This window comes from Streptomyces sp. NPDC102402 (genome assembly GCF_044765765.1).
Classification (GTDB): domain Bacteria; phylum Actinomycetota; class Actinomycetes; order Streptomycetales; family Streptomycetaceae; genus Streptomyces.
Map to the genome: position 1 here is coordinate 1 of NZ_JBIWKR010000046.1, position 1,730 is coordinate 1,730.

The window sequence follows — 1,730 nt, forward strand, 5'->3', positions numbered from 1 at the left end:
CTAGTGCCGCATCAGGCAACGTTTGCCCTGTTGTGATGTGACGCGCCGTTTCGGTGCTGTGCCGGGCGGCGCGTGGCCGTCACCCTGTCCGGGTGGCAGAGCGAGTACGTGTACGCGAGATCGACGATGACGAAGGCAGGCGGCTGCTTCGGATCATCCGCCGGGGAACCGGTTCGGTAGTGACCTGGCGGCGTGCCCAGATGGTCCTGCTGTCCGCGCAGGGCATGCCGGTGGCGAAGATCGCCGAGGTCACCTTCACCAGCGCGGACCGGGTCCGGGATGTGATCCACAACTTCAACGCCGACGGCTTCGACTCGCTGTATCCGAAGTACAAGGGGGGCCGGCCCAAGGTCTTCACGCTGGCCGAGCGCCGCGAGATCAAGAAGATCGCGAAGTCGAAGCCGACCGAACACGACCTGCCGTTTTCGACCTGGAGCCTGACCAAGCTGGCGGACTTCCTGGTCGCAGAGGGGGTGGTCGACGACATCAGCCACGAGGGCCTGCGCATCCTGCTCCGCGAGGAAGGCGTCTCGTTTCAACGTCTGAAGACCTGGAAGACCTCCCGGGACCCCGACTACTCGGCCAAGAAGGCCCGCGTCGAGCACCTCTACGCGATCGCCGACGGTGAGGTCATACCCGAGGCGGACGAGCCCGAAGTCGTCCTCTGCATGGACGAGTTCGGACCGCTCAACCTCATGCCCCACCCGGGCCGGCAGTGGGCCGAACGCGGCGGCAAGCACAAGGACCCCGACCGCGAACCCCGCCGCAGGCGGCGGGCGACCTACAACCGCTACGACGGAGTACGGCACCTGTTCGCCGCACTGGACCTGGCCAAGGACAAGCTCTACGGCCACATCAAGCCGGTCAAGAAGCGCACCCAGTTCCTGGAGTTCTGCCGGTACCTGCGCAGCCTCTACCCACCCGAGGTCCGTATCGCGATCGTCTGTGACAACTTCTCCCCGCACCTGACCACGAAGAAGTGCCAGCGGGTCGGCACCTGGGCCGCGGCGAACAATGTCGAGATCGCCTACACCCCCACCAATAGCTCCTGGCTCAACCGCATCGAGGCCCAGTTCACCGCACTGCGCTACTTCACTCTCGACGGCACCGACCACGCCAGCCACAAGGAGCAGGGCAGCATGATCCGCCGCTACATCATCTGGCGGAACAGGCACACTGCCGATAGTCGCTTGCGCTCCCTCGTCACTCGGGTCAACGTCGCCTGACACCTCACGAAGGCAGAGAGAATGACCATGCAGACCCATCCCGTCGACCACGAGCTCATCCAGGCAGCGGCGCACGTTGCTCGCACTCGCTGCCGGGGTGACAACCACACCATGGCAGCCGCGGCCCGCGCCCAGGACGGCCGGATCGTCACCGCCGTGAACGCCTACCACTTCACGGGAGGACCCTGCGCCGAGCTGGTCCTTATCGGCACGGCAGCCGCCCAGGGCGCTTACGAGCTGAACACGATTGTCGCGGTGGGCGACCGCGACCGAGGGGTTGTTCCCCCGTGCGGCCGGTGTCGCCAGGTCCTCCTCGACTACTTCCCTGCCCTTAAGGTCATCGTCGGCGAAGGCGATCGCATCCGAACCGTCCCCATCACCGACCTACTGCCCGAAAGCTACGTCTGGGCTGACCACCAGCTCGACGCCCAGTAACCGCGTTACTCAGCACGCGCTGGCACCGCCCACCGACAACAGGGCAAACGTTGCCTGATGCGGCACTAG

At 65.7% G+C, this 1,730-nt stretch carries 2 protein-coding genes; both read left to right on the forward strand.

The features are described 5' to 3' along the window. Positions 1-92: 92 nt before the first annotated feature. The gene (locus ACIRJR_RS37095) at positions 93-1,226 is read left to right on the forward strand and encodes an IS630 family transposase (protein WP_403789197.1); all 1,134 of its coding nucleotides are present in this window, start codon (positions 93-95) and stop codon (positions 1,224-1,226) included. A gap of 21 nt (positions 1,227-1,247) precedes the next feature. Next, the gene (locus ACIRJR_RS37100; RefSeq protein WP_403789199.1) at positions 1,248-1,661 is read left to right on the forward strand and encodes a cytidine deaminase family protein; all 414 of its coding nucleotides are present in this window, start codon (positions 1,248-1,250) and stop codon (positions 1,659-1,661) included. The last annotated feature ends 69 nt before the right edge of the window (positions 1,662-1,730 follow it).